This window comes from Roseateles subflavus, from assembly GCF_030285365.1.
Taxonomy (GTDB): Bacteria; Pseudomonadota; Gammaproteobacteria; order Burkholderiales; family Burkholderiaceae_C; genus Roseateles_B; species Roseateles_B subflavus.
Genome location: NZ_JASVDS010000001.1, coordinates 465,405 through 486,404, shown reverse-complemented (window position 1 = coordinate 486,404; position 21,000 = coordinate 465,405). Strand labels below are relative to the sequence as shown.

The 21,000-nt window shown below is 69.7% G+C and carries 13 protein-coding genes and 1 pseudogene; 9 read left to right on the top strand and 5 right to left on the bottom strand.

Annotated elements, in window-relative coordinates; all coding sequences use genetic code 11:
- Nucleotides 1-101 precede the first annotated feature (101 nt).
- Nucleotides 102-1,391: a DUF4397 domain-containing protein gene (locus tag QRD43_RS02215; RefSeq protein ID WP_285980838.1), complete on the bottom strand. Its 1,290-nt coding sequence runs from the start codon at nt 1,389-1,391 to the stop codon at nt 102-104.
- A 306-nt stretch (nt 1,392-1,697) separates the two neighbouring features.
- Between QRD43_RS02215 and QRD43_RS02210 the strand changes: the two genes are divergently transcribed.
- The 7 genes from QRD43_RS02210 (at nt 1,698) to QRD43_RS02180 (ending at nt 12,290) form a co-directional block, all read left to right on the top strand.
- Nucleotides 1,698-3,770, top strand: a complete 2,073-nt coding sequence (locus QRD43_RS02210) for an NADPH-dependent 2,4-dienoyl-CoA reductase (RefSeq protein WP_285980837.1) — start codon at nt 1,698-1,700, stop codon at nt 3,768-3,770.
- Between the two features lie 215 nt (nt 3,771-3,985).
- Entirely contained in the window at nt 3,986-6,262 is a 2,277-nt protein-coding gene (locus tag QRD43_RS02205) for a putative bifunctional diguanylate cyclase/phosphodiesterase (RefSeq protein ID WP_285980836.1), read from the top strand.
- A 229-nt stretch (nt 6,263-6,491) separates the two neighbouring features.
- Nucleotides 6,492-7,175, top strand: coding sequence for a hypothetical protein (locus QRD43_RS02200; protein WP_285980835.1), 684 nt, complete (start codon nt 6,492-6,494; stop codon nt 7,173-7,175).
- A 319-nt stretch (nt 7,176-7,494) separates the two neighbouring features.
- The gene (locus tag QRD43_RS02195; RefSeq protein WP_285980834.1) at nt 7,495-8,151 is read left to right on the top strand and encodes a hypothetical protein; all 657 of its coding nucleotides are present in this window, start codon (nt 7,495-7,497) and stop codon (nt 8,149-8,151) included.
- 441 nt (nt 8,152-8,592) lie between these two features.
- Nucleotides 8,593-9,339, top strand: coding sequence for a hypothetical protein (locus QRD43_RS02190; protein WP_285980833.1), 747 nt, complete (start codon nt 8,593-8,595; stop codon nt 9,337-9,339).
- A gap of 307 nt (nt 9,340-9,646) precedes the next feature.
- Nucleotides 9,647-10,744 carry a hypothetical protein gene (locus QRD43_RS02185; protein WP_285980832.1) on the top strand — a complete coding sequence of 366 codons (1,098 nt, stop codon included), beginning with the start codon at nt 9,647-9,649 and terminating at the stop codon, nt 10,742-10,744.
- Nucleotides 10,745-11,549: 805 nt separating this feature from the next.
- On the top strand, nt 11,550-12,290 hold the full coding sequence (locus QRD43_RS02180) for a hypothetical protein (RefSeq protein ID WP_285980831.1): 741 nt from the start codon (nt 11,550-11,552) through the stop codon (nt 12,288-12,290).
- Nucleotides 12,291-12,329: 39 nt separating this feature from the next.
- Here QRD43_RS02180 and QRD43_RS02175 read toward each other — a convergent pair whose 3' ends face one another.
- From QRD43_RS02175 to QRD43_RS02165, 3 genes are all read right to left on the bottom strand, one after another.
- Complete coding sequence (locus QRD43_RS02175) at nt 12,330-12,626, bottom strand: hypothetical protein (RefSeq protein ID WP_285980830.1); 297 nt, start codon at nt 12,624-12,626, stop codon at nt 12,330-12,332.
- Nucleotides 12,627-12,725: 99 nt separating this feature from the next.
- Nucleotides 12,726-13,583, bottom strand: a complete 858-nt coding sequence (locus QRD43_RS02170; RefSeq protein WP_285980829.1) for a substrate-binding periplasmic protein — start codon at nt 13,581-13,583, stop codon at nt 12,726-12,728.
- Nucleotides 13,584-13,679: 96 nt separating this feature from the next.
- The gene (locus tag QRD43_RS02165) at nt 13,680-14,153 is read right to left on the bottom strand and encodes an Lrp/AsnC ligand binding domain-containing protein (RefSeq protein ID WP_285980828.1); all 474 of its coding nucleotides are present in this window, start codon (nt 14,151-14,153) and stop codon (nt 13,680-13,682) included.
- A 105-nt stretch (nt 14,154-14,258) separates the two neighbouring features.
- Between QRD43_RS02165 and QRD43_RS02160 the strand changes: the two are divergent.
- Both QRD43_RS02160 and QRD43_RS02155 read left to right on the top strand, forming a co-directional pair.
- Nucleotides 14,259-17,189 (top strand): annotated as a pseudogene (locus QRD43_RS02160) (L-glutamate gamma-semialdehyde dehydrogenase); the annotation flags it as partial.
- Between the two features lie 904 nt (nt 17,190-18,093).
- A complete protein-coding gene (locus tag QRD43_RS02155) occupies nt 18,094-20,220 on the top strand; it encodes a YCF48-related protein (protein WP_285980827.1) in 2,127 nt (708 codons plus the stop codon).
- 67 nt (nt 20,221-20,287) lie between these two features.
- Here the strand turns inward: QRD43_RS02155 and QRD43_RS02150 are convergent, their stop codons facing one another.
- Nucleotides 20,288-20,980: a nitroreductase family protein gene (locus QRD43_RS02150; RefSeq protein WP_285980826.1), complete on the bottom strand. Its 693-nt coding sequence runs from the start codon at nt 20,978-20,980 to the stop codon at nt 20,288-20,290.
- Nucleotides 20,981-21,000 lie beyond the last annotated feature (20 nt).

The window sequence follows — 21,000 nt, the reverse complement described above, 5'->3', positions numbered from 1 at the left end:
CGGCAGCCGCCGCGGCCCGCCCAAGAAAAAACCCCCTGGCCGGGAGGCGCAGGGGGTTCTTGGCGTGAGGTCCGGGGAGGCCCCGGATCGGCCCAGGGCGATCAGGGCTCGATGACGTCGCCTTGGATGGCGCCCGGCGTGCCGCTCAGCAGGATGGTGTAGACCTTGCCCGAGGTCAGCGTCTTCTTGATGGTGAAGACGGTCGGGGCACCGGCGCGCACATCGAACTGGATCTCGCTCGTCGTGTTGGCCTGGTAGCTGTCCGACAGCGTGCCCGGGGCCACGCTGCTGATCACCGGCGACGCGTTGACGTACAGGGCGACATTGCCGAGGCCGGCCACGCCGTTGAGGATGCGCACCTTGGCGGTGTTCAGGGCCGACGGCAGGGCGTTGTCTTCCTTGATGGGGGTGAGCGTCGGGGCGGCCGCGTCACCCCAGATCAGCAGGCCGTACACGGTGCTGCGGTCGAGGGCGATCTGCTTGGAGGGCTGGGCCACGGTGGTCGAGCCGGTGGTCACGCTCCAGTCGACCTTCACGCCGTTGGTCACGGTGATGTCGGCGTAGTTGGGCGAGACGGCGGGCGAGCCGGCGTTCGTCAGCGAGGCGACGCCGTTGAGCGTGGCGGTGACGGCGGTGCTGCGCGGCAGCGCGGAGATCACGCGGACCTTGGCCAGGCCGTTCTCGTACTTGGTGACGGTGCCCTTCTGGCCCAGCAGCAGGCCGTTGACCATCACGCCGCCGGTGGCGCTGGTCAGCACCAGGGTGTTGACCTTGGTGGAGTCCAGGGTGACGCTGGGGATGTCCAGGCGCAGATCGGTCTTGCTGCCCGCGGCGGTGACGCGGATCTGGTAGGTGCCGGCAGTCAGCGTGCGGTAGGCGTCGCCGTTGCCGGGGATCAGGGTCGAGGCCGTCGGGGTGGCGTCGGCCAGCGAGGCGCCCGGGGCGGTCACGTAGACGTCGACGTTGCCCGAATCGGAGGCCAGGTTCAGGGTCAGCAGCTTGGTGCTGCCGCTGGCCGGCTCGGTTTCCGACTCGTTCAGCAGGCGGGTGGCCATCGAACCGGTGTTGCCGAAGGCGATCAGGGTGTAGTTGCCGTCCTTGATCAGGTTGCTCAGGGCCGGGGTCGACAGCAGGGTCGACGTGCCGCCGATCAGCAGCTCGGACGTGTTGCTGCCGGTGCTGATGCTGGCGTAGCTGGCCACGGTGCCGAAGCCGATGCCGGTGTTCACCTTGGTGTCGTTGACCTTGAGGTCCAGCGACGAGTAGCCGACGCTGGCGTTCAGCAGGCGCACATTGGTGTTGCCGTCATTGCCGCCGCCGCCGCTGCCGCAGGCGCTCAGCGCCAGGGTGCCGATCATGGCGAGGGCGCTTGCCCATCGAGTGAATCTCATCAAACGCTCCAGTTCTCCGTTCGCGCCCCATCGAGGGCACGCATGAATCGAGTACGCGACAGCCCGGGGCTGCCGGCGTCGACTGCGGGCGATTGTAATGAGATGGCCTGACGCTGTCGGCGAGCCGGGGCGAAGGCCGTTCCGTAAAGATTTGCTGCCCTCTGGCGCGGCACCGGCGGGCGGCGGCGGCCGCTAGAGCCGGCTCTCCAAAGCAGGGTTGCCCGCCATGGGGTGCGCGGGGGCCGCTGCTAGCATCGTCCGCGACCTCGGGCTGCCGGCGGTGGCCTGATCCTGCACACAACAAACATGAAGGAGACCGCCATGGCCTACGAGCATCTGCTGGCCCCCCTGGACCTGGGCCACACCCAGCTGAAGAACCGGGTGCTGATGGGCAGCATGCACACGGGCCTGGAGGATTCCCGCAAGCACTTCGACCGCATGGCGGCCTATTTCGCCGAGCGCGCGCGCGGCGAGGTCGGGCTCATCGTGACCGGCGGCTTCGCCCCCAACATCGAAGGCTGGGCCAAGCCCTTCGCCGGCACCCTGGCCACCAGCGGCGCCGCCCGCCGCCACCAGGTCATCACGGACGCCGTGCATGCCGAGGGCGGCAAGATCGCCCTGCAGATCCTGCACACCGGTCGCTACGGCTACCACCCGCTGTGCGTGGCGCCGTCGCGCATCCAGTCCCCCATCTCGCCCTTCACGCCTCGCGAGCTGAGCGAGCGCGGCATCGAGCGGCAGATCCGCGCCTTCGTGCGCTGTGCGAAGCTCGCCCGCGAGGCCGGCTATGACGGCGTCGAGGTGATGGGCTCCGAGGGCTACTTCATCAACCAGTTCCTCGTCACCCACACCAACCACCGCCAGGACCGCTGGGGCGGCACCTACGAGAACCGCATGCGCCTGCCGCTGGAGATCCTGCGCCGCACGCGCGAGGCCGTGGGCCGGGACTTCATCATCATCTACCGCCTCTCGATGCTGGACCTGATCCCTGACGGCAGCAGCTGGGAGGAAGTCCTGCAGCTGGCCCGCGAGCTGCCCGGCGCCGGCGCGGACATCATCAACACCGGCATCGGCTGGCACGAGGCCCGCGTGCCCACCATCGCCACCAGCGTGCCGCGTGCCGGCTTCTCGTGGGTGACGAAGAAGCTGCGCGAGCAGCTGCGCGCCGAGGGCATCACGACGCCCCTGGTGACGAGCAACCGCATCAACACGCCCGAAGTGGCCGACCAGGTGCTGGCCGAGGGCAGCGCCGACATGGTCAGCATGGCCCGCCCCTTCCTGGCGGACGCCGACTTCGTGCGCAAGGCGCGCCAGAACCGCGCCGACGAGATCAACACCTGCATCGCCTGCAACCAGGCCTGCCTGGACCACGCCTTCCAGCAGAAGATCGCCAGCTGCCTCGTGAACCCGCGCGCGGCCCACGAGACCGAGCTGCGCGTGATCCCGCTGCAGAAGGAGCAGCCGCGCAAGCGCGTGGCCGTCGTGGGCGGCGGCCCGGCCGGCATGGCCGCGGCGACGACGCTGGCCGAGCGCGGCCATGCCGTCGAGCTGTTCGAGGCGGGCGCGGAGCTCGGCGGGCAGTTCAACCTCGCCCGCCGCGTGCCGGGCAAGGAGGAGTTCAACGAGACGCTGCGCTACTTCCGCCGCCGCATCGAGACCACCGGCGTCACGCTGCACCTGAACCGCCGCGTGGGCCTGGACGATCTGCAGGGCTTCGACGACATCGTGCTGTCGAGCGGCGTGGCGCCGCGCAATCCGCGCATCGAGGGGCAGGCCGAGGGCGAGGCACGGGGTCAGGTCTTGAGCTATGTGGACGTGCTGCTGCAGCGCAAGCCCGTGGGCCAGCGCGTGGCCGTGGTCGGCGCCGGCGGCATCGGCTTCGACGTGTCGGAGTTCCTGCTGGAGGCCGGCCATTCGCTGGCCCTCGATGCCGAGGCCTGGCGCAAACACTGGGGCGTGGGCGACCCGGCCGAGACGCGCGGCGGCCTGCTGCGTGCGCAGCCTGACGCGCCGACGCGCCAGATCACGCTGCTGCAGCGCAAGAAGGGCAAGCTCGGCGCCGGCCTGGGCAAGACCACCGGCTGGATCCACCGTGCCGCGCTGAAGATGAAGAACGTCGAGATGGTGGGCGGCGTCAACTACGAGCGCATCACGCCCGAGGGCCTGTGGGTCAGCTACGGCGAGAAGCGCGAGGACCTGCAGCTGATCGAGGCCGACACCATCGTGCTGTGCGCCGGCCAGGAGCCCGTGCGCGAGCTGCAGGCGCCGCTGGAGGCCGCGGGCCGTCGCGTGCACCTGATCGGCGGCGCGCTCGAAGCCGGCGAGCTCGATGCCAAGCGTGCCATTCGTCAGGGTGTGGAGCTGGCCACGCGCCTGTGAGCGCGGAGGGCCGCGCCGCAAGCGTGCAACTTTTCTCTGATGCCCAAGCGGTGCGATCCCGGTAAACCCTAGACGGTGTGCCACGCCGGCCGCTTTGGCCTGACAGTCCTGCCTCGAGGGGGCGTCCTGTGATCCTGGAAGGCGCTCGATCCCGATAAATAAAGCGACCCGCGGGCAGACCCGCCCGCCCGGCGTCGCGAAAGGTCTGTCTTTCCATGCGCTTCCTGCGTCGCCGCCTTCTGGCGAGCCCGCTGCTCCTGCCCCTGTGCGCCCACGCGCGCGGCGGGCTGCTGCCTACCTGGGACGACCTCAGCGCCCGTGATCCCGTCGTGTGGCTGGGCCTGGCCTGCGTGGCCGGCGGCCTGGCGATGGGCGGCGTGCTGGCGCTCTTCTTCCACCAGCGCCAGCGCCTGCAGCGCCGCCGCGAGGAGCTGCGCCGGCTGCGGCTGGAGCGCGTCCGTCTGCGCGCCTTCCTCAACGCCGTCCCCGATCCCATGTTCTGCAAGAACGCCTGGGGCGCCTATGAGGGCTGCAATCCCGCCTTCGAGGCGGCCGTGGGCCGCAGCGAGGCCGAGCTGCTGGGCCGGCGGGACGACGAACTCGGCATCCGCCTGGACTGGACCCGCAAGCGCGACCGCCAGCTGAGCTGGTACCAGCGCCCGGACGGCGAGCGCCAGTGCCTGGACGTGGTCCAGGTGGACATCCACGACGACGAGGACTTCCTCGGCCGCATGGCCGTGGGCCGCGACGTCACCGAGCTGCAGCTCGCGCGCGAGAAGGCCCGCCGCGCCGAGACCGTCTTCGCGCACTGCGGCGAGGGCATCCTTGTGTGCGACGAGGAACAGCGCGTGCTGGACCTCAACCCGGCGCTGAGCCGCATCTGCGGCTTCGAGCGCGAGGAGCTGCTGGGCGAGGTGCCCCAGCTCTGGCGTGACGGCGAGCAGGACCCCGAGCAGCTGCTCGCGCTGCATGCGCAGGTCCAGGCCGAGGGCCACTGGAGCGGCGAGCTGCTGCTGCGCCACAAGAACGGCGAGTCGGTCCCCGTGTGGGCGACCGTCGTGCGCGTCGAGCCCGAGGCCGATGGCAGCGCCGGCGAGGGCGTGCAGTACCTGAGCGTGCTGACCGACATCTCCCGCATCAAGGCCACCGAGGCGCAGCTGCTGCACCAGTCCCTGCACGACCGCCTCACCGGCCTGCCCAACTCGGCGCTGATGCGCGACCGCATCGAGCGCGAGATCGGCCAGGCCCAGCGCGTGCAGGGCAAGGTCGCGGTGCTGTTCATCGACCTCGACGACTTCCGTGATGTCAACGACATCGCCGGGCACGCCGCCGGCGACCACGTGCTGCGCACCGCGGCCGAGCGCTTCGTCCACGTCGTGCGTGCCAGCGATTCCGTGGCACGCGTCGGGGCCGATGAATTCGCCATCGTGCTGGGCGGCCTGGACGACGAGTCCGCCGCACTGCGCCTGGGCGACCGCCTGATCCAGGCCATGGACGAGCCCATCCTCGTGGGCCTGCAGCGCTTCAACATCGGCGCCAGCATCGGCCTGGCGCTCTACCCGACCGACGGCCACACCGTGGACGAGCTGCTGCGCAATGCCGAGGCCGCCATGTGCCGGGCCAAGGCCCAGGCGCGCAACAGCGTGCAGTCCTACCGCCCCGAGCTGACGCAGGCCGTGCAGCAGCGCTTCGAGCTCACCCATGCCTTGCGCATGGCCAATGAGGCCGCGCAGTTCCGCCTCGAGTACCAGCCGCAGGTGCGTCTCTCGGATGGCCAGCTCATCGGCGCCGAGGCCCTGCTGCGCTGGCGCCACCCGACGCGCGGCCCCATCTCGCCGGCCGAGTTCATCCCCCTGGCCGAGGACACCGGCCTCATCGTGCCCATCGGTCGCTGGGTGCTGGAGCATGCCTGCGCGCAGGCCGCGCGCTGGCAGGGCCAGCCGGGCAAGCCGCAGCAGGTCGCCGTCAATGTGTCGGCCCGCCAGCTGCGCCAGCCGGACTTCATCCTCGCCCTCGACTTCATCCTGATGAGCACCGGCTGCCCCGCCACCGCGCTGGAGCTGGAGGTGACCGAGAGCCTGCTGCTGGAGGACGCCGAGCAGGCCATCCGCCTGCTCAATCAGCTGGCCGACCGCGGCGTGCGCGTGGCCATCGACGACTTCGGCACGGGCTACTCCTCGCTCGCCTATCTCAAGCGCATGCCCGTGCAGACGCTCAAGATCGACCGCAGCTTTGTGCAGGAGCTGGGCGAGGACAACAACGTCGCGGCCATCGCCCGCACCGTGATCGTCCTGGCCCACAGCCTGAACCTCGACGTGCTGGCCGAGGGCGTCGAGACCGCCCAGCAGGCCGAGTGGCTGCGCCGCGAGGGCTGCGACTGGGCCCAGGGCTGGCACTACGGCCGCCCCATGCCTGCCGACGCCTTCGAGCTGCCCCAGCCCGTGGCCGCCGAGCCGCGCCTCGCGGTGGTGAAGACTCTGCAGCGCGCCTGAGCGACCGGGCGCGCGGGCATTGCGCGCCCTTCGCACACCCATGGCAGCCCGCTGTCAGACCTTGCAGGGTGATCTCCCCCGTCGCCCCTGCGTGGCCCGCTAAAGTCCCGCCCTCACGATCAACAGCTCCGGAGGATGCCGGCCGCGAGGCCCGCAGGAACGAGGAGCGCCGAGGACCCAGGCCGTCGCAGATGCGGTCGGGTCCGGCAAGCACGAGGGAGAACTCGACATGAAGACCATCGCAGCGCTGATGAGCGCGGCCTGCCTGTGCGCGCCTGTCGCGGCGCAGGTGCAGACTCAAAGCGCCACGACGCCCGCCACCGCGTCGAAGACCCTTTCATCGTCCGCGGCCCAGCCAGGCGGCAAGCCCACCCGGATCGCCGGAGCCCCTGGCGCGAATCTCCAGGCCCTGTCGGGCGATAGCGAAGGCTGCCCGCGTGGGCCCAATGGGGAGGAGGAGTGCACCGTCGAGGTGTCGGGATCCAGCAACCGCGGTGGCTCGGGCGGTGGCAGCTTGGGGAGCGGCGGTGGCGGCCTCGGCGGCCCGCAGACCTGTGGATCGCGCAAGGTGCTGCAGGCGCAGGAGTGCACGCCGGATACGCCGGGCGGGACGGGCAAGGGTCCAGATCCAGAGGAAGAGGCTAGGCGAACGAAAAAGCTAATTGACTGTATCGACAAGCACAGCGAGCGGCAGAAGAACATCGAGGATGACTACAAAAGCGAACTGGCCATCTGCGCCGGAAGCACCAGCATTGGTGCTGGCGGCATTTCACTTCCGCTCAACTGGGTCGATGAGGGGCTGGGCATGATTGGCTACAGCTGTCGGCAGCGCGCGGAAAAGCGGCAGCGAGAGAAGACCCAGGACTCGAATGCGCGCTTCCTGACCTGCAAAGAAGATGCGCTGGGTGGCTGAGATGCGGGCACGTTCGAGAGCCTGGCTCAAACCCGCAGCGGCTGTTGCGGCCCTTCTCGTGGGGCTGGCCGTATGGCTGCTGTTTGTCAGACCGGCTCCGGTCGAGTCGGCAGCAGACGGCACGGCTCGTGTCCAGCAGCCCGGTCTGCCGGTGAGGTCTGTCAGTGAGGCGCATCCCCATGCGCCAGCCCAGCCGCCCCCGCCCTCGCGATCGTCCCCGTCCACCTTGCATTCAACGGCCGCGCTGAACGTTCGATACCCGCAAGGCTTGGCGCCGCTCGTCGGGGACGCGATTCAGCGGCAAGACGGACGCCTCGCCATGGAGCTCGCGCAGGCGCTGAGTCGCTGCGAGCGAGTGCTGAGGATGCAGAGCCAGCTCCGGGAGTCCATGCAGAACGAAGCGGCGCCGCCAAACAGGCAGATCCTGCACAACGCGCATGAAGCCTTGCAAAGGGAGCAGGCGACTTGTCAGGCCGTTGGCGGTGATGGCGCTTCCTTGCGTCGGCAGCTGTTGCAAACTGCCGCGAAGGCAGGAGAGTCGGGCGCCAGTTTCGAGCTGTTCCTGCTGGGCGAATCGGGCCAGCCCGTCATGCAGCAGCTCGTTCTCGACGGTGAAAGAGGGGACCGGCAGTCCTTGCGCATCGTGGCCAGCGGCTTGGCCGCCGCGGCGACGCCCCTGCAGATCGCGGCGGCGAAGGACGCATTCGTGCGTGGCGCCGGGATGTCGGATCTTCCTCAAGGCCTGCGAGACGAGCTGATCTCTGACCTCGACTTTTTGAATCGCCAGGGGCTTTTCGAGGCATTGAAGGTCGACTCGCCGCAGGCGGGCAAGCTGGCTGCGGCCCGTCAAGCGTGGACCCAGGAACAGGTGGGCATGACCTTGGTGCCCTCCATGGATCCGCAAGTGCGTGCCCTGGCGGACCAGTATCTCGTCGCGCTGAAGAAGCGATCGAAGGAAGCGCGGAACGGGCGCTGATCGGCCCGGCCATACTCGTGTCGCCCGCATGCCTGCGCATGCGGGGGTCAGGCTCGCCAGGCGCTCCGCGAATGGCGCCGTCATGACCGCGCCCTGGCAGCGCGGAACAAAAGGAATGGGAAGGAGGGACGGCGAATGAGACCCACTGGGATGGCCAGCGGCGCGCCCGCAATGGATCAACACACAGACCGTGCACCCAGGCCCCGCCGGCCCCTCATCTGGGGCGGGTGCCTTCTCCTCAGCGTTCTGGGCGCCGCAGGATGGCTTGGCCTCGGGGAGCGCCCGGCGGAGCCCGTGGCCGCCGAGTGGCGGGGCGCCGGGGGCGCGTCCTCAGCACAAGGCACCTCGCGGGATCCCTCCCTGGTGTCGAACCCGGTGGCTGGTGCCGCGCCGGCAGCGCCTGGACCGAGCCGCGGCCCGCTGAGCATACCCGACGAGGCCTTGGCCGCGATTCCCTGGCACCGCTACCCCAGTGGCATGCCGGCCGCGGCCGATTTGGCGCTTCAGAAGCGGGACGCAAGACAAGCCTATGCCGTTGCGGCTGATCTGCAGGTGTGCCAGGGGATGGGGGCGGCGCTGCGGGCGCTGGAATCGCAGCTGAACCGAACCACGGATGCGGCGCGGCGTCAGTTGCTCCAGCAGCAATGGACGGTGCGCCAGAAGGACGCCGCCTACTGCCAGGCGATTCCCGGTGACGTGGGGGCGCTTCGCCTCCAGCTGCTGGCCTTGGCGGTGCAGCAGGAGGTGCCCGGATCCGGCACGGACCTCGCCCTGGCCGGGCAGGGCGGCCAGCCGGCAGTGATGAAGCAGGTGCTCCAGGAGATGGCGCTCGGCCACGTGCGAGCGCTGAGCATGGTCGCTGATGGCATGGTCGCGGCGGCCACGCCCCTGCAGGTGGCCGCGGCCCGGGATGCCATCGTTCGGGGCGCGCGGGATCCGGACCTGCAAGGGCCTGGAGGGCCCGAGCTCGACAAGGAGCTGGACTTCCTGCAGCGTCACGCGGCGGTGGACGCGTGGAAGGCGGACCCGGGCAACGGCGGCAAGCGGGAGGCGGCGAGCCGGGCCTGGATCGATGCGCAGGGGGGCGCGCGCCTGGAGCCCTCCACCGATTCACAGGTGCGGGCCCTGGCCGACCAGTACCTCGCTGCGTTGAAGAGGCGGCAGAAGGCCCATCAGAACGGAGGCTGACCGGTAGGGCTCCGTGGGCGCCGCCCGGCTGCCAGATCAGCGGCGCCGTCGATCAGGCGGGAGCCGTCGCGAACCTCAGCGCGCAGGCGCTCGGCCTTGCGCGCCTTTCGCACACGTGTGGCGTCCCCCTGCCAGAGCTTGCAGGGCGATCTGCCCCGTAGCCCCGGCGTGGCCCGCTAAAGTCCCGCCCTCACGATCAAGAGCTCCTGAGGATGTCGGCCGCGAGGCCTTGCAGGAACGATGAGCGCTGAGGACTCAGGCCGTCACAGATGCGGTCGGGCCCGGCAAGCACGAGGGAAAACTCGAAATGAAGACCATCGCAGCGCTGATGAGCGCGGCCTGCCCGCGCCAACTCGTGTCGGGTCAAAGCAGCCAACGGCTACTGAGCACTTCCATGACTACGCGTAAGTTGAGCATCAAACACGCTCTGTGGGTCACTGTGGCAGCGGTGTTGGGCATTGCAGTGCTGGGCTACGTCCGCTGGAGTGAATTGGCAGGGACGTCTCTTGATGGAGCACTTGTCGTCAAGCATCCAGAGTCGGGCCGCTCGAACGAGGTGCCAAATGCAGCGCCTGCCGCCAGCCTTGCGGCTGTCCCTGTCAGTGGGGTCGCCCAAGCAGGCAAGGGTACGCCTCCAGCCAAGCTTCAGGCCAATATGGTGAACTGGGATCGATTCCCTGGCGGACTGATGCCCGCCACCGCCCGGGCCCTGCGCGAGCAGGACGGGCGCGCCGCCTATGAGTTGGTGAGTCTGATCGAGGCCTGTGAAAGGTTGCCGGAAAGCATGGAGCGAACCCGCCAGCACCTGACGGAAATGCAGGCCCAGCGGATCCTGAAGCCGAGCGACCAGCGCTGGACGACGCAGTACCTGAACGCCATGCAGCAGGACCTCGCCCAGTGCCAAGCGGTCAGCGGCGACCGCAAGGCGCTGCGTCGGCAGTTGCTGGAAGTCGCCCTGCGTGATCGCGTGGAAGGCGCCGGCATGGCGCTGTTCCTTGAGGGGCTCGAAAGGCCGGACGTCCTGGCGCAGGTGCTGCGGGAAGCCGAGGCCGGCGACGGGTTGGCCGTGAAGCAAGTGGCCTTGGGCGTCCTCCCTGCAGCCTCTCCCCTACAGCGCGAGGCCGCGAGAGATGCTCTGGTACGTGGTGCACAGGACCCCGCCTTGAACGCTGACCCGATTGACAATCTGCAGCGGCACCTTCGGGCTCTGGAGCGTCATGTGGCGGTCGAGGTGGCCCGCGCAGACCCCGGCAATGCCGCCAAGGCGGCGGCCGCAGACACGGCCTACGTCGGCGGCGTGGCGCCCAAGTTGCATCCCTCCAGCGACCCTCAGGTCCGTGCCCTGGCCGATCAGTACCTCGCTGCGCTGAAGCGGCGACAGATGGCCCAGCAGAGCGCCGGTTGATCGGCTCGGCCGTGCACGCCGATTGCAAATCGCACGTTTGTGAGATCACCCTGTCTGCCCTGTCAGGTCAAGCAAGCGTCCCGGCGCCCCTACTCAACGACAGTCCCGTCTCCACCACCAACAGCTCCAGAGGCTGCTGTCCGAGAGGACCGCAGAAGCAAGGAGTGCCAAGGACACCTGTCACGGCCCTGCTGCGGAAGGAGCACGGTGCTGGGGCTGGGCTGCTGCGTCAGCCGATGCCATCCGCCTGACCACAGGCTCACGTATGCATGCGAAGCTTCCCCACGCATCAGCGCCGGGCGGTTCCATTTCAGCGGTGGTCCGCTGTGCAGTGCTCGTGAGCAGGGATGCCGGAAGCCCGCCTGTCTCGGTGATGCCCCTGGACCGTTGAGCAGCTGGCCCAGGTCGCGATGCAGGCTGACCGGCTCGGCTCGTATCGCGCTGCAGGGTTGCCTGGAGACAGTGCGGCCGAGACCCTGCGAGTTCCGGCGGCTTGCTCAGCGCCCCAACGCCCCAATCTCCATACGCAACAGATCTGCAAATGCAACGAATTCGGGAAAGACGCCAAGGGACAGTCCTCGCCATCGGTTCGCTGGTGCTGGCGCTGAGCTTGGTCGGGGCGAGGGAGGTCTCCCGCCCTGGTTCGCCAGCCTCCTCACCATCGACGCAAGCAGAAGCAGCACCAGACAACGCTGAAATGGCGTGGCCGTCAGCTTCCGGGGGCTTGAGATCAGCGTCACCCCATCCGGAAGGAGTCGCATCGGCGCCGGCACCGGCACCGGCTGCGAGCGTCGCCGGCCCGAGCTTGGGCGACCGTCTGGCCTCGGGCATCGAGGGCCTGCCGCCGGAGGTGGCCTTGGAGACGGCCCGCATCATTCCACGCTGCTCACGCCTGCCCATGGACTTCCAGTTGCTGGACCAGCGCATCGCTCGCGAGGGGGCCGGGGCCTACAAGGCAAAGATGCTGCGAGACCGGGAGGCCTTGATGGCGCTCGAAAGGAATTGCCAAACATTGCCTGCCCATGTGCGGACTTTGGGAGACGAGTTCCAACTGAGGTCCCAGTTGCTGAGGCATGCCTATGCCGCGCGTGTCCCGGGTGCCGCCGTGGAGCTCTTGAGCCTGCCCCAGCAGTTTGCCGACGTGCCTGCTGGCGAATTGAAGGAACAGGCCATGCAGGACGCGAGGGCTGGTGATCTGCCGACGCTGTCTGCATGGCTGCTCCTGAAGGCGCAGGCCGGTGATCTGGAGTCACCGGACGTCAAGGTCTATGCATTCGCGCTGCAGCGTGCGGCTCGAATGCCGGACCTGAAGGATGCGGTGGCACCGGCGCAGGCGCTGTATGCCCGGGTGCTGGATGAGTATTGGGCCAAGCGTGACCCCGCCTCGCGAAGCACTCCTCCCGCGGGATTCAATACCGACTCGCAAGGGGTGTTCCTCTATCCCACGGGCTTTGATGAGCCCAAGGATGCGGCCTATCTGGCCCAGGCCCAGGCCATGGATGCGACATTGATCCAGGCACTGCGACGCAAGGGCAAGCCCGCTTGAGCCCCGGGCCGGCGATGGCGGCGGGCCTCCTGCGTGCGGCTAGGGCAGGGCGGGCGCGCCTGGCGGCCATCGGGGCCCCACCGCCGCCCGCCCGACGATCGGATGGCGCCGTGGGCCCGACTCCCGCAGCTCCACCACCTCCAAGCCCTGCCGCAACTCCAGGCTGGAGCCGAACCAGCCGCAGGCGGGCGTGGCGTCCGGCGGGTCGTCCGCCAGGGGCTCCGGCGCGGGGTCCGAGGCAGAGTCTGGGGCGGAGTCCGGGATGTTGGGCGATGGCCGCTTCGAGGAGAGGGGGTGGCGGCCGGCCACGGCCGGGGTGTGTGGGACGATCTGCATGCGCCTCCCTGTGAGGGTGAAATGAACAGGGAGCGGAGTTTGCAGGTTAGGTCATGAGCGGTCATCGGCAGTCCGACGGACGCCCTGCCACGGCTTCCCTCAAGGAGCGGATCCGCCCCCGGTCATCGCCTGCTGCAGCGCCCGTCGGTACTCGGCCGATTCCCGCACGGCCGCCACGCCATCCCAGATCCGCTCGGCCAGCACGGGGAAGCGCCTCACGAAGGCGTGCGAGAGCAGCAGGTAGTAGGGCTTGCTGACGAGGGGCGGGCCGTGGCGCTCGATCTGCGCGGCGAAGGGCGGGTTGCGGCTGAGGGCGTAGTCGCCCTGGCTCGTCTGCAACGCCGCGGCGCCAAGACGGCCGCGCTGCAGCATCGCCAGGATGCTGTCCGGGGCCTTCGCGGAGGCCTCGATGGGCACGTCCTGCTGGCGCAGCCACGCCACGACGGAGAAGCCCGCCTGCGCGCCCACCGCGCCCTCCAGTTGCGTGATCTGCCGGCCGTCCCAGCTCACAGCGCTGCCCTTGCGGCGGTAGAGGTGGTAGCTCTCCTCCAGCATGGCGCGCTCGGGGTCGACCTGGTCGCCGCGCATCGGGTAGCGCCCGATCTTGAGCCGCTCCGGCTGGAAGCTGGCCTTGAACGCGCCGTCCACGCCGCCCTCCTGCAGCGAGAGCAGGCAGCGCCGCCAGGGCAGCAGCGTGACCTCCAGGCGCAGGCCCAGGCGCTGGCCGAGCAGCCGCATCATGAGCATGTTCAGGCCGGTGCCGTCGCGCAGCAGCCAGGGGTAGGAGTTCTCGTCCTCGGCGCAGAGCTGCAGCACCGTGGGCGGGGGCTCCGCTGCGGTCGACACGGGCGGCACGGGGGTCTGCGCGGCCGCGGCGCCACAGACGAGCAGCGCGCCCCAGCGCACCCGCGAGGCCGCCCAGGCGCGGCCGGAAGTTCCTGCGCGATCCCAACGCATCTTGTGGGCCTCCTGCAGCCCGCATCGCGCGGGCCGGGCCTGCCCAATATAGCCAGCCCGGCCCCGCCCGGGGGGCTCCGGACGCCCGCTTGTCCCTCAGATCGGCAAGGCCGTGCTGTTCTTCACCTCTTCCATCACCGCGTAGGTGCGGGTCTCGCGCACGCCGGGCAGGGTCCAGATCACGCTGCCGATGAACTCGCGGTAGGCGCTCATGTCGGAGACGCGCGTCTTGAGCAGGTAGTCGAAGCCGCCCGCGACCAGGTGGCATTCGAGGATCTCGGGGCGGGCCTGGACGGCGGCCTTGAAGTTGTCCATCACGTCCTGCACCGTGCGGTCGAGCAGGATTTCGATGAAGACCATCATCGAGGCGCCCAGCTTGGCCGGGTTCAGGCGGGCCTCGTAGCCGAGGATGTAGCCCTCACGCGTGAGGCGCTTGACGCGCTCCAGCACCGCGGTCGGGGAGAGATGCACGGCCTCCGCCAGCTTGAGGTTGGAAATGCGCCCGTCCTGCTGCAGCACGCGCAGAATGCGGGCGTCGATGGTGTCTAGACCCGAATCGTGGCTGGCCATATGAATTTCTCACTGCAGGATGGTTGATGTTCTGAATTTAATTCAGGAGCAACCTGCATAAAGTTCAGGCTTTCACTAATTCGCCCGTCAAAAAAGGGGATCTCCATGACCGCCTTCCCGCTCCTGCCCGAACACGCCCGCCTGCCGGACCCCTACCGCGACGAGATGCCCGTGGTGCAGGCGCTGGCCGCCAGCCTCGGCGCGGGCCTGGACTGGCACGCGGTGATCGCCACCGCCAGCCCCTGGGTGGACCAGGTGCGCAACAACCCGGCGCCGTTCTGGGCGATGGAATCCCTGCTGCGCGAGTACCCCATCACCAGCAGCGAAGGCCTGGCCCTGATGCGCCTGGCCGAGGCGCTGCTGCGCGTGCCGGACGCACCGACCGCCATCGCCCTGACGGCCGACCAGCTGGGGCGCGGCAGCTTCGACGGCGGCTCGGAAGGCCCGCACAAGATGCTGGCCAGCCTCTCGGCCACGGCGATCTCGCTGTCCAAGAAATTCCTGCCGGAAGGTGAGGGCCAGGGCGGCCTGCTGACCCGCCTGGGCGCGCAGACCGTCGTGGCCGCCACCGTGCGCGCCATCCAGCTGCTGGGCCGCCAGTTCGTGCTGGGCCGCAACATCCAGGAGGCCATGAAGGAGGCCGACGACGCCCGCCGCGTGCAGGCCCAGCTGCGCTTCAGCTACGACATGCTGGGCGAGGGCGCCCGCACCGAGGCCGACGCCCGCCGCTACCACGCCGCCTATGTGAACGCCATCGAGGCCATCGCCGCGGGCCGCAAGGCGGAGTCGCCCGAAGGCTCGGACGGCATCTCCATCAAGCTCAGCGCGCTGTTCTCCCGCTACGAGGTGCTGCACCGCGAGCGCGTGTTCGCCGAGCTGCTGCCGCGCGTGTGGGTGCTGATCGAGAAGGCCGCGCAGGCCAACATCAACCTCACGATCGACGCCGAGGAAGTGGACCGCCTGGAGCTGTCGCTGGACGTGCTGGACGCGCTGTCGGCCCGCATCGCCGCGCACTTCCCGCAGTGGCGCGGCTTCGGCCTGGCCGTGCAGGCCTACCAGACCCGCGCACTGGCGGTGGTCAACGAGGTCGCCGCGATCGCCCGCAAGCATGGCCTGAAGTTCATGGTCCGTCTGGTCAAGGGCGCCTACTGGGACGGCGAGATCAAGCGCGCCCAGGAGAACGGCCTGGCCGCCTACCCGGTCTTCACGCACAAGCAGCACACCGACGTCAGCTACCTGGCCTGCGCCAAGGCGCTGATCAGCCATGCCGACGTGATCTACCCGCAGTTCGCCAGCCACAACGCCGGCACCATCGCCGCCATCGTGCAGATGGCCCGCACGGCCGGGGCCAAGTTCGAGATGCAGCGCCTGCACGGCATGGGCGAGGGCGTCTATCGCGAGGTGCTCAAGGACGGCAGCATCCCCTGCCGCGTCTATGCACCCGTGGGGGAGCACCGCGACCTGCTGGCCTACCTCGTGCGCCGCCTGCTCGAGAACGGCGCCAACAGCTCCTTCGTGCACCAGCTGGCCGACCCGACGGTCCAGGTGACCGAGCTGCTGGGCTCGCCGCTGGCGCAGATCCAGAGCCAGGGCGCCCTGCCGCTGCCGCTGGCGCTCTACCTGGGCCCGAACGGTCAGGGTCGCGCCAATTCCAAGGGGGTGGACCTCACGGACCTCGCCCAGCGCCAGCCGCTGCTGGCCGCGCTGGACCAGGTCGTCGTGGGCCCAGTGGCCGAGGCGACGCCGGTGGAGATCGGTGCCGCCATGGAACGCCTGCAGGGCGGCTTCACGCGCTGGAACGCCACGCCCGTGGCGCAGCGCGCGGCCATCCTGCGCCGCGCGGCCGATGCCCTCGAGGCGCGCCTGCCCGAGTTCTGCGCCCTGCTCGTCAAGGAGGCCTACAAGACGCAGGGCGACTGCGTGGCCGAGGTGCGCGAGGCGGTGGACTTCCTGCGCTACTACGCCGACGAGGCCGAGTCCCAGGCGCCGCAGATGCTGGGCCGCGGCGTCTTCGTGTGCATCTCGCCGTGGAACTTCCCGCTGGCCATCTTCGCCGGCCAGGTCGTCGCGGCGCTGGTGACGGGCAATGCCGTCGCCGCCAAGCCCGCCGAGCAGACGCCCTACGTCGCGCTCAAGGCCGTCGAGCTGCTGCATGAGGCCGGCGTGCCCACGGACGCCCTGGTGCTGCTGCACGGTGCCGGCGAGACCGTCGGTGCCGGCCTGGTCGCCCACCCGCTGACGGCGGGTGTGTGCTTCACCGGCTCGACCGTGGTGGCCCAGATCATCAACAAGACGCTGGCCGCCAAGGACGGCAGCCAGATCGTCCCGCTGATCGCCGAGACCGGCGGCCTGAACGCCATGCTGGTCGACTCGACCGCGCTGCCCGAGCAGGTGGTCGATGCGGTGGTGCAGAGCGCCTTCCGTTCCGCCGGCCAGCGCTGCTCGGCCCTGCGCCTGCTGTGCGTGCACGAGAGCATCGCCGACGGCGTGATCGAGATGATCAAGGGCGCCGTGCAGGAGCTGTGGGTCGGCCAGCCGGCCGAGCTGGCGACGGACGTCGGCCCCGTCATCGACGACGAGGCCTACACGAACATCGCCGCGCACGTCGAGCGCCTCAAGCGCGAGGCGCGCCTGATCGCCGAGGCGCCGGTGCATGACGCGCTGCCGCGCATCATCCGCCCCGCGGCCTTCGAGATCGCCCGGGTCTCGGACCTCGGCCAGGAGATCTTCGGCCCCGTGCTGCACGTGCTGCGCTGGAACGGCGAGGTGGATGCCGTGCTGGAGCAGATCAATGCCCTGGGCTACGGCCTGACGATGGGCATCCAGACCCGCATCGACAGCCGCGCCCTGCGCCTGGCCGAGAAGGCCCGCGTGGGCAACATCTACGTCAATCGCAACATCATCGGTGCGGTCGTGGGCGTGCAGCCCTTCGGCGGCGAAGGCATGTCGGGCACGGGCCCGAAGGCCGGTGGCCGGCACTACCTGCATCGCTTCTGCGCCGAGGCCGGCAGCGCGCCGGCCGTGGGCGGCGGGGTGATCGCGGGCACCGCGGACGCCAGCCAGCTCAGCAGCCGCCTGGCCGCTCTGCAGGCTGCGCAGGCGACCTGGGCCTCGGTGGACCTGGCCCAGCGCGTGGCGGTGCTGCGCCGCGCGGCGGAGGGGGCCGAAGGTCCGGTGGCCGCCGTGCTGCGGGCCCACGCCCAGCAGGCCGAACATGGCCTGCAGGACCAGGTCCTGCCCGGCCCCACGGGCGAGAGCAACGAGCTGCGCCTGCACGGCCGCGGCGTGTTCGCCGTGCTGAGCGAAGGCGCGGACGATGCCCAGATCGCGGCCGCCCTGGGCGGTGCGCTGGTGGCGGGCAATGCCGTCGCGCTGGTCGGCAACGGCCGCTGCGAGGCCCTGCGCCAGCGCCTGGTGCAGGCCGGCGTGCCCGGCACGGCCGTGGCCGTGCTGCCCGTGGACCAGGCCCATGCCCTGCTGGGCGCTCCGGCCCTGGCCGGCGTGGTGGTGGCCGCCAACGACACCGCCCTGGCCCGCGCCGTGCTGCGCCGCCTGGCGGAGCGCCCGGGCGCCATCCTGCCGCTGGTGACCGCCGCCGATGCCGCCAACCCGCGTCAGCAGTACCGCTTCGCGGCCGAGCAGACCCTCACCATCAACACCGCGGCCGCCGGCGGCAATGCGGCGCTGCTGGCGGGGCTGCACTGAGCAGCATTGCGCAGGCACCACGCCTTCGCCGACGCCCCCGATCGGTTGGTGTGCGCCGCGCGCGCAAGTGACTTCGTGTGCCCCTCATGTTGCTGTTCGTGTGCTGCCGTGCCCTGCATGCCCCGTTGTACAGTGCGCGGCCCGCCCCAGCAGGTTGGGCGGGTATCACGCATATGACAGGGAGATTGCGATGCAGATTCGGGCGCATTCGGGGAGGTGGGCGCTGCAACGTGCCATGACGGCCATGCTGGCCGGTCTGGCTGCCTGCGGTGGTGGCAGCGACTCTCAGCCAGTGTTGGAGGTGTCACTGCCATCCAGTGTCAGCCTGGAGGTCCCGGCCCTGTCTGACTTGAGCCGGCCGCTGGTGGTCTCGAGCAACGTGATGGCCCAGGCCGGCCTGAGCTTTGCCTGGCAGTTTGGCGATGGCAGCAGCGGGTCCGGGGCGCAGGCGCAGCACCAATACACGGTGCCCGGTGACTATGTCGTGAAACTGACGATCAGCAACGCAGCCGGCCAATCCATCGAGCAGCGTGGCAACGTCAGCATCGAGCGCACCGCCGCGCTCAAGGCCCTGAGCTGCAGCAAAGCGGACGGCCGCGGCTGGTGCTGGCAGAGTGGGCGCATCAGCAACAAAGCTCTGTTGGACGCCTATTTCGCCTCCGAGACGCTGGGCTGGGTCGTCGGCGACGGTGGCGAGATCTGGCGTACCACCGATGGTGGAGCGACGTGGGCACAGCGGCCCAGCCCCACGTCGAATGCCCTGAAGTCCGTGACGGGCCGTGGCCCGCAGACCCTGTGGGTCACCGACTGGACGTCCACTTGGACCAGCAGTGACGGCGGCGAGCACTGGACGGCCGTACCCTCAGCGCCGAACGGCCGTGTGGCGCTCGTCGGAGCGCCGAAGGGGATTTACGCCTACAGCACCGTTTGCAGCACCAAGTTCTGCGACTACTCGAGCGCTTACTCGCCCGATGACGGGCAGTCCTGGATCGACTTCGGCCTGCGCAGCGTTTCCGTGGCGCCGGGCGGTGCCTTGTGGCGCCTCGAAGTCAGCGGCGGAAGCAATCTGTTCGGCGGCGTGCCAGGTGACAAGGGTGATGTCCAGGTCTCCCGCGACGCGGGCAAGACCTGGGTCCGTGTTCTGGCTTCAAGTCCGGATCGCTTCGGAGCCCTCAAGGTGCTGGACGACTTGCATGTGGTCGCAAAGACCTGGACGGGGCAGGCATGGTCGCCAGATCCCGGCTCCGAGCTGTGGAGCCAGACGCGCGACGGCGGCGCCAGCTGGGAAGCCTGCCAGCCCAGCGGCGGCCCGGTGGTGTGCATGAGCCGCACCGAGCCGGAGCAGACCGCCGTGTCTGGCGCGTTTGTCCTGGGGCAGTTTCTTCAGAGTGATCCCCGCGGCCGCTCGAAGGACTTCCGGCTGAGCGCCTCACGGCAATTCAGCCTGACTCGTCAAGAGCTGCGGCGCAGCGACGACGGCGGCCTGCAGTGGACCCGGGCATTCGGCCCGCGTGGCGCGGGCCAGGTCGCCGAGGTGGCGGCCCTCAGCGACCGCGTGCTCCTGCAGGTGCGTGCGGAGAGTGTCCTGCGCAGCAGCAACGGCGGGCAAGACTGGACGGAGGTGCTACCCCTGGGCCCGCCCACCTTCAGCCAGCGACTCGCGCAGCTTCAGGCTCTGCGCAATGGCGTTGTCTGGCTCTTGTCGGACACACAGGTGTGGCGCAGTGCCGATGGCGGCCAGACCTGGCAGAAGCCGGACGCGCCATACGTCAACTGGGACGCCTTGCGCTTCAATGACGACGGGCAGACAGGTTGGGCGGTGTTTCTCGGACGGGTTTTCAAGACCACCGACGGCGGTACCAGTTGGTCGTATGTGAGCGTGCTGCCCGATGGCGCGCCGGGAGAATTGACGGTGCTGAATACTCAGCGCCTCCTGGCCCGCACCGGCACATCCCTGCTACTCAGCGAGGATGCCGGCCAGACCTGGCAACAGGTCTGGCAAACGCCACGAGCCTTCACGGTGAGCTTGTCGGCCGTGAAGCCGCTGGGGCCCGGCAGCCTGATGGCGGTGGGCAGCCGCAACACGGTGTTGTTGTCGCAGGACGGCGGCAGGACCTGGCAGGCGCTCGCGCTCGCGGCAGATGCCGGTACTCAGTGGCTGAGCGTGGAATCGGTCGATGGGAAGACCATCTGGATCGGCGGCAGCCAGGGTGAGTTGATGCGCAGCCTGGATGCGGGGAAGACCTGGGGCGCTGTGGCCAGCGGCACCACGGATGCGCTGAGCAGGATCCAGTTCGTTGACGCCAAGACGGGCTGGATCGCCACGCCCGAAGGCTTGCTTGCCACCGGTTCCGGGGGCTGATGCCGGCAGCTGGGCGGCGCTGGCCGCCTGGCCTCCCGCTGGCGGTGCCTCGCGGGAGGCCCTCAGCTCACAACCACGTGCTGATCTGCGCGAGCGGCTTCTTCAGGCCGCCGTGCACCGGGACCAGGCAGCCCGGCTTGGGGTAGCCCACGACCAGCAGGATCACGGGCTTCTCGTTCTCCGGGCGGCCGCACAGGCTGTTGAGAAAGCCCATGGGGCTGGGCGTGTGCGTCAGCGTGGCCAGGCCCGCGTCGTGCAGCGCCGTGATCAGGAAGCCCGTGGCGATGCCCACCGACTCCGGCACGTAGTAGTGGCTGAAGCGCTCCCCCTGGGCGTCGATGCCGTACTTCTGCGCAAAGATGGCGATCAGCAGCGGCGCCTCCTCCAGGAACGGCTTGTTCGGGTCCGTGCCCAGCGGGGCCAGCGCGCGCAGCCATTCCTCCGGGGCGCGCCCGCTGTAGAAGGCGCGCTCCTCTTCCTCGGCGGCCTCGCGGATCTGGCGCTTGAGTGCCGGGTCGCTGATGACCGCGAAGTGCCAGGGCTGCTGGTTGGCGCCCGACGGGGCGGTGCCCGCGGCCAGCAGGCAGTGCTCGATCACCTCGCGGGGCACGGGCCGGCTGTCGAAATCCCGCACCGTCCGGCGACGCTTCTGCTGCTCGTAATGCGCCCGCGCGCGGGCCTTCATCTCCTCCGCGGGCAGCTCGTGGTAGTGGGCCAGCGCTTCCATGGCGGGCTTGGGATGGCTTTTATTGGTCTGCATGTGGTCTCCTCTCGTGACTC

Coding starts and splice junctions, on each gene's coding strand:
- QRD43_RS02200 (WP_285980835.1), top strand. CDS start 6,492: ATGAAGACCATCGCAGCGCTGATGAGCGCGGCCTGCCTGTGCGCGCCT.
- QRD43_RS02165 (WP_285980828.1), bottom strand. CDS start 14,153: ATGGCCAGCCACGATTCGGGTCTAGACACCATCGACGCCCGCATTCTG.
- QRD43_RS02175 (WP_285980830.1), bottom strand. CDS start 12,626: ATGCAGATCGTCCCACACACCCCGGCCGTGGCCGGCCGCCACCCCCTC.
- QRD43_RS02215 (WP_285980838.1), bottom strand. CDS start 1,391: ATGAGATTCACTCGATGGGCAAGCGCCCTCGCCATGATCGGCACCCTG.
- QRD43_RS02155 (WP_285980827.1), top strand. CDS start 18,094: ATGACGGCCATGCTGGCCGGTCTGGCTGCCTGCGGTGGTGGCAGCGAC.
- QRD43_RS02195 (WP_285980834.1), top strand. CDS start 7,495: ATGGAGCTCGCGCAGGCGCTGAGTCGCTGCGAGCGAGTGCTGAGGATG.
- QRD43_RS02150 (WP_285980826.1), bottom strand. CDS start 20,980: ATGCAGACCAATAAAAGCCATCCCAAGCCCGCCATGGAAGCGCTGGCC.
- QRD43_RS02210 (WP_285980837.1), top strand. CDS start 1,698: ATGAAGGAGACCGCCATGGCCTACGAGCATCTGCTGGCCCCCCTGGAC.
- QRD43_RS02170 (WP_285980829.1), bottom strand. CDS start 13,583: ATGCGTTGGGATCGCGCAGGAACTTCCGGCCGCGCCTGGGCGGCCTCG.
- QRD43_RS02185 (WP_285980832.1), top strand. CDS start 9,647: ATGAAGACCATCGCAGCGCTGATGAGCGCGGCCTGCCCGCGCCAACTC.
- QRD43_RS02205 (WP_285980836.1), top strand. CDS start 3,986: ATGCGCTTCCTGCGTCGCCGCCTTCTGGCGAGCCCGCTGCTCCTGCCC.